We start from the raw sequence: 7,438 nt of genomic DNA, 5'->3' as shown, positions 1-7,438 counted from the left end.
ACTTAATGCTGGTAGAGCGAATGAAAATGCTGCTTGGCTGGTCGCACTTGAAGGTAATGTTAGCGGTACGCTTTGCTGCTTCTCATCTTGCATTGTTAATTTGACTAAACGTACCGGAGCCGTAAAGGTCAGTTCAAGGGTTGTTGGGGCTTGACTTAGCATGGCTCCGTTAGCGGGCATAGAACTGCCCAGTCCGACATGAGCAAATGCTGAAGCACTCAGGAATAGACTTGTTACGACTAAAACGTTGTTAAATAATTTCATGATATTTCCTTTTATATTGTTTATAACAATTGAAAAACGGTTTATATAAATGATTAAATATTGGCTTATCTAGCATCTTGGCGCCAAGCTTAAAACTCAGTGTACGAACGAGGTCTTAGAACCACGCTCTAAAACCAATGACAAACTGGGTTTCTTGTGTATCCTCCCCTTCAATTCGGGCGTAATCGGCGGTATTACCGAGTTTCTGACGCCAATCCACACCGATATAGGGCGCGAACTCTCGAACAATCTCATATCTCAATCGCAGCCCTGCACTGACGTCAGATAAGCCTGAGCCTATTCCAAGTTCTGCATCGTCCTTACCAAATAAATTAACTTCTACTTCAGGTGTTAATATCAATTTTTGAGTGATTAACAGTTCATATTCCGCACTCAAACGCATAGCCGTACGGCCTTGGTCACCTATGAATAAGGCCGCGTCAATATCAAAAAAATATGGCGCTAACCCTTGAACCCCAATCACAGCCCAATTACGGTTCGGCGTAGGTTTGATATCGGTTTTAATACCGAATTGTACATCCCAGTATGGTGCGATGGGCTTACTGTAAAGAGCCTGAATTTCAAAATCTTGTTTATCACTATTTGAATATTCACCTTCAGTTTTAAGCCACAACTTATTCAAATCGTAACCTAACCAGGCTTGTGCACTAAACTGGGTAGGATCTTGCGGATCAACGCCTTTTTCAAATTGATCCAGCATGACTTTTGTTAATAGAGGGTCATCATTACCGCCGGCAAACACAGCTGTACTGGTCAATGTGGCGCTCAGACTCAACAGTCCCAAGGCCATTAAATTCGTTTTATTCATCTGTATTCCCCTTATTTCACCACGACTTTTCTGAACATGCCTGGCATGTGGAATAACAAGTGGCAATGATATGCCCATTGCCCTTTGGCATCGGCGGTGACTAAGTAACTGATCTTAGAGCCCGGCTGAACTAATACCGTGTGCTTACGTGGAATAAAATCAGGGTCGCCTGTCTCTAACTCACTCCACATACCATGCAAATGCATAGGGTGAGTCATCATCGTGTCGTTAACTAAGGTGATCCGCAGCCTTTCTCCGTATTCAAACTCTAATGGCGCGGCGTCCATAAATTTCACTCCATTCACAGACCACATATATCGGTTCATATTGCCGGTTAAATGCAGTTGAATTTCGCGGCTTGGTTGGCGCGTGTCGTAAGTAGGATGTAAGCCTTTAATATCGCCATAAGTTAATACTTTACGGTTGAATTGTTGTTGATGGTCGCGCAGCCCGATACCAGGATCATGTAAGCCACTTTTTGGGGCATCGGCACGCATATCCACTTGTGGACCAAACTCGGTATCAATGTGTTTAATTTCATTGTTACTGCCAAAGCCTGCAAGCCCTAGGGCTGAGACTGTCGCTTTCGCAGCGCCCATAGCCATCTTGCTATGATCCATGCCTGACATATCACCGCCACCCATAGGCATCTTGCTGTGATCCATGCCTGACATATCATCTGCGCCCATAGCCATCTTGCTATGATCCATGCCGGGCATATCACCGCCACCCATAGCCATCTTGCTGTGGTCCATGCCTGACATCTCACCGCCGCCCATGTCCATCTTGCTATGATCCATACCATTCATGTCCATGCCATTCATGTCCATGCCCATATCACTGTGGCCAAGCACTGGCCTAGGATCCATTGGGGGAATAGGAGCATGTAAACTGGCATCTGAGGTAAGGTTACCTACCGTAAAGCCGGTGCGGTCAATACTCTGAGCAAAAATACAGTAGGCATTATCAACCTCTGGCTCAATAACCACATCGTAGGTTTCAGCAACACCTATTCGAAATTCATCCACAGATACCGGTTGAATGTTCTGACCATCACTGGCAACAACACTCATTTTGAGACCCGGTATACGCACATCAAATATGGTCATTGCAGAACTATTAATAAAGCGCAAGCGCACTTTCTCACCTTGTTCAAACAACCCTTGCCAGCCCTGTTGTGGAGGGTTGCCATTCATTAAATAGGTGTAAGTTGAACCAGTCACATCAGAAATATCTGTGTCACTCATGCGCGCGTTATTCCACATCGAACGGGCGTTCCAGGTATTGGCTAAGCCATTTTTATTCACGTCAGAGAAAAAATCCATTACCGTACGCTCACGGTAATTATAGTAATCGGCTTGTTTCTTTAATTTGGCATAAATGTTTTCAGGGGCTTCGTCAGACCAATCAGACAGCATGATCACATAGTCACGGTCATATATGATCGGATCGGGGGTTGCAGGATCAATCACAATAGCGCCGAATAAACCGGTTTGTTCTTGATAGCCTGAATGACTGTGATACCAATATGTGCCACTTTGCTGGACGGTAAATTGATACTCAAATGTTTCACCGGGTTTAATGCCATCAAAGCTAAAGCCAGGCACACCGTCCATTTCGGTGGGTAAAATAATACCGTGCCAGTGAATAGAGCTATCATGGTCGAGATTGTTTTTTACTCTTAAGGTGACTGTTTCACCTTCTTTCCAACGTAATAACGGCGCGGGCAGTAATTGGTTTACCACAGTCGCTCGAGCAGATTTCCCGGTAAAATTAACCATTTTATAGTCAATTGATAAGTCAAACACTTTGCCAGAGAGCTGGCTCAACGATTGGCTTAACGCATTGGCAACGGCATTTTTAGGGAAAGGGATCGACATCAATGCCAACATGGCGGATGCACCAAACACAAACCGGCGTCGGCTGTTGTTGAGTTCACTGTTTGTCGTTTGAATCATGGGTTTTATCATGTATTGCGATTTCATTGTACAGACTCCTCAAGCGAGTTCACTTGGGCGTATACCTGGCTACTGCCATCATTTTTCAACAGTAAGACTTGGTATGGCATAAATTTATCCTGATACTCCATACCAGGGCTGCCCACAGGCATAGCGGGTACGGTTAGGCCGATAGAATCTTTAGGGGGGGAGGCTAAAAAACGACTAATGAATTTTGCAGGGATATGCCCTTCAAACACATAACCTTGAGATGACACTGCGGTATGGCAAGATTGCATTGAAGCAGGAATACCCTTTGACAGTTTAAACTCATAAAGGTTGTTAATATTGTAGGCATCAACACTAAATCCACGCTCACTAATATGAGTAAGCCATTTCTCACAACAGCCACAATTGGCATCTTTATAAACAGTGAGTAATGGCGCCGTAGTGTCGGGCTCCGCTGCATGGGCAGGTAACATCCCTCCCATAATTTGCAGAATAAAAATAGTACCTATGACACGAAAAAAACGAATAGAATTGCGATATAGAGCAGACATAATATTGCCTCCAAATCAAATTTCGTCACATTAAACAACGCGGTTTAATGTCAGTTTATTAACCGAAAAAGTTAAAAAATTGAAACTACATGATTGGCTAGGACAGTTAGCAAAAAAAAGGCGTAACTGTGCCTATGTTAGGCAAATATTGGAGGACGGTATAAAGATGAAAAATACTGAGGCATTAGTGCTGAGGTAAACATTGTTGCAGAATTAACTAAGCTGACTTCTGATTTAAGCGTTGGCATTGCCATCGTTAAAGCGACTGATAAACATGAACCGACAGGACAATGGCACGCTTGGGCGCAGCAACTATCATCCGCACCATCATTCATATCCATTTGCATATCCATTTGCATATCCATTTGCATACTAGCGTCATGACATGCTTTGCCATTTTCAGCAGGCATATTTGAAGTCGTCATTGAACTCATTGGCATAGTACCAGGCATAATCGCAGATGCAAAAGTTTGACCGACGAACGTCAGTAAAACAAACATCATGATTAAATGGACTCTACGCAAAATATATCTCCAATGATTATAGAATAATGATAATAAGAAAATCTTAGTTTAGCAATGAATATTTTATTAACAATGTTACATTAAATAGTTATTAGAACATCATTCTAATAACTAGAATTAAAATCAATTAAACATAAAATAAATCGATGCAGATAGTTTTATCTGCATCGATATTCTAATCAACTTAACACTATCGTTTCTCATGTCTCAATTGAGTACGACGCCATAAGAAGAACACAACAGGAACAATTAATAGTGTCAGTATGATTGCACTGACCATTCCGCCTACCATTGGCGCAGCAATTCGACTCATCACCTCGGAACCTGTTCCTGTACCATAAAGGATCGGTAATAACCCTGCTATGATTGCCGCTGCGGTCATCATTACAGGACGTACACGCATACCTGCACCTTGAATAACAGATTGAGTCAACTTTAGTTCATCAAACGTTTCTAGTTGCTGCGAACTATGATCAATCGCTTCTCTATAAGCTTGGTTTAAATAGACAAGCATAATGACACCAATTTCGACAGCGACACCCGCCAATGCAATAAACCCTACCCCTACAGCAACTGAAAAGTTGAAACCTTGTAGATACATTAACCAGATGCTACCCACCATAGCAAAAGGCAATGTTCCTACAATAATCCCGACCTCAACAACATTGCGGAAATTCATAAACAATAAAATAATGATAATAAATAACGTTAATGGCACTACGTAAGTAAGCTTTGCTTTAGCCCTTTCCATATATTCATATTGACCAGCCCAAGTAATAGAGTAACCCGCGGGTAGTACCAGTTTATCACTGACAACTTTTTGGGCTATTTCAACATAACTACCGATATCGACACCATCAATATCAATATAAGCCCAACCATTAAGGCGAGCATTTTCACTTTTAATGCCTGGTGGTCCATTTTCAATAACAATATCCGCTACATCCCCCAAAGAAATCCTCAAACCTTGCGGAGTGACAATAGGCAATAAAGCTAATGCTTCAGGAGAATTACGATAATCCTGAGGATAGCGTAAATTAATAGGATACCGCTCTAAGCCTTCAACTGTTTGTGAAATATTCATACCACCGATCGCTGTAGCCACAACTTGTTGAACATCCGCTATATTTAAACCATACCGGGCTGCATTTTCCCTTTGGATATCAACTTTGATATAACGTCCACCTGCAACCCTCTCAGCATATACTGACGCAGTCCCTTCAACATTTTTTAGAATTTCCTCTAATTGTTTACCTATTTGCTCAATTTCATTGAGACTAGGGCCTGCAATTTTAATGCCTACAGGCGTTTTGATCCCTGTCGCTAACATGTCAATTCGGGTTTTAATGGGCATTACCCATGCGTTCGTCACACCGGGTAACTTAACTAAAGAGTCTAATTCTTGTTTTAAACTCTCAGTCGTCAGGCCTTCTCTCCATTCACTTTTTGGCTTAAGTTGAATAAACGTCTCCACCATTGTCAAAGGTGCTGGATCCGTTGCCGAATCTGCTCGGCCAACTTTGCCAAAAACGGTTTTAACCTCGGGCACGGTGTAAATCAACTTATCCATTTGTTGCACTAACTCTCGAGCTTTACCAATAGAAATACCAGGGTAAGTTGTTGGCATATACATTAGATCGCCTTCATCTAATGGAGGCATAAACTCACTACCAATTTTATTTAGCGGCCAAACACCAATAGCCAGCACAAATAACGCAAATAGGAGGGTTATCTTTGGAAATGCCAATACTGTTTTCAGCACAGGCATATATGCCGCAGTTAACAATCGATTAACGGGGTTTTTATGTTCAGGAAGCACTTTTCCCCGAATAAAGTATCCCATTAGCACTGGTACTAAGGTAATAGCTAACGCTGCCGATGCAGCCATTGCGTAAGTTTTAGTAAATGCAAGTGGTGAAAACATCCTTCCCTCCTGTGCTTCGAGGGTAAATACCGGTAAAAAACTAACAGTAATAATCAGTAGACTAAAAAATAATGCAGGGCCAACTTCGCTGGCAGATCGCGCAACGATCTGCCAACGGTTTTCAGGCGTTAATGGCGTTCGTTCCATATGCTTATGCATATTTTCAATCATGACGATGGCACCATCGACCATGGCGCCAATCGCAATAGCAATACCACCTAAAGACATTATATTGGCATTTAAACCTTGTAAGTGCATGATAGTAAATGCAGTTAAAATACCAACAGGCAAACTAACAATCGCTACAAGTGATGATCTTACATGCGCCAAAAAGACCATACAGACTAAAGCAACGACTAAAAATTCCTCTAATAGTTTAAACCCTAGGTTTGATACAGCTCGCTCAATCAAACCACTGCGATCATAAACGGTCACTACTTCCACGCCCTCAGGAAGACCTTTCTTCAATGTCTCTAATTTAGCTTTAACGCCATCAATAGTCTTTTGTGCATTTTCACCAAATCGCATCACAATAATGCCGCCAACCGTCTCACCTTCACCATTGAGATCGACAACGCCTCGTCGCATTTGCGGTCCAGTCCCTATATCCGCAACGTCTTTTAATAGTAATGGTGTACCATTATTGTTAACGCCTAAAGGGATGTTTCCTATATCCTCTTTACTCTCAAGATACCCTGTTGCGCGAACCATATATTCTGCTTCAGCAATTTCGACAACTGAGGCACCAATTTCTTGATTACCACGGTTAATCGCCATTTGAATAGCCGTTAAAGGTATGCCAAAGGCACGTAATTTATCAGGGTCTACCTTAATCTGATACTGTTTGACCATCCCGCCTAGAGCGCTCACTTCAGACACGCCAGGGACAGTTTGTAATTCATACTTTAAAAACCAGTCCTGTAGACTGCGTAACTCACTAATATCGTGCTTACCTGTTCTATCGACGAGTGCATATAAATATACCCAGCCCACTCCTGTTGCATCAGGGCCTAATTGAGGTTTTGCATTATCCGGTAACGTTGAAACGACTTGACTGAGGTACTCCAACACACGACTACGAGCCCAATATAAATCGGTTTCTTCATCGAAGATGACATAGACATATGAATCACCAAAAAATGAGAAGCCCCTGACCGTTACTGCACCTGGCACCGATAACATGGCTGTCGTTAATGGATAAGTCACTTGGTCTTCTACCACTTGAGGGGCTTGACCTGGATAACTTGTTTTAATGATTACCTGAACATCAGATAAATCAGGCAAAGCATCAATAGGGGTATTTTTAAGTGAAAATAAACCCGCGCCGACGAGAATAGCACTGGCAAGCAAGACAAAAAATCTGTTCGCAACAGACCAACGTATAATTGATTCAATCATGG

6 protein-coding genes are annotated in these 7,438 nt (G+C 42.3%); all 6 read right to left on the bottom strand.

What is annotated here, in order from left to right; all coding sequences use genetic code 11:
- On the bottom strand, nt 1-264 hold a 264-nt coding region (locus HNW13_RS18780), incomplete at its 3' end, for a copper resistance protein CopC (protein ID WP_208062940.1).
- A 115-nt stretch (nt 265-379) separates the two neighbouring features.
- Nucleotides 380-1,093, bottom strand: coding sequence for a copper resistance protein B (locus tag HNW13_RS18775; protein ID WP_192114689.1), 714 nt, complete (start codon nt 1,091-1,093; stop codon nt 380-382).
- Nucleotides 1,094-1,104: 11 nt separating this feature from the next.
- Nucleotides 1,105-3,078: a copper resistance system multicopper oxidase gene (locus HNW13_RS18770; RefSeq protein WP_192114690.1), complete on the bottom strand. Its 1,974-nt coding sequence runs from the start codon at nt 3,076-3,078 to the stop codon at nt 1,105-1,107.
- The gene (locus HNW13_RS18765; RefSeq protein WP_192114691.1) at nt 3,075-3,590 is read right to left on the bottom strand and encodes a DUF411 domain-containing protein; all 516 of its coding nucleotides are present in this window, start codon (nt 3,588-3,590) and stop codon (nt 3,075-3,077) included. The genes HNW13_RS18770 and HNW13_RS18765 overlap by 4 nt, the downstream gene beginning before the upstream one ends.
- 137 nt (nt 3,591-3,727) lie before the next feature.
- Nucleotides 3,728-4,114, bottom strand: a complete 387-nt coding sequence (locus tag HNW13_RS18760; protein WP_194956075.1) for a hypothetical protein — start codon at nt 4,112-4,114, stop codon at nt 3,728-3,730.
- A gap of 190 nt (nt 4,115-4,304) precedes the next feature.
- Entirely contained in the window at nt 4,305-7,436 is a 3,132-nt protein-coding gene (locus HNW13_RS18755; RefSeq protein WP_192114692.1) for an efflux RND transporter permease subunit, read from the bottom strand.
- Nucleotides 7,437-7,438: the final 2 nt, after the last annotated feature.

Source organism: Shewanella sp. BF02_Schw, from assembly GCF_014596695.2.
Lineage (GTDB): Bacteria > Pseudomonadota > Gammaproteobacteria > Enterobacterales > Shewanellaceae > Shewanella.
This window is presented reverse-complemented; position numbering and strand designations above follow the sequence as displayed.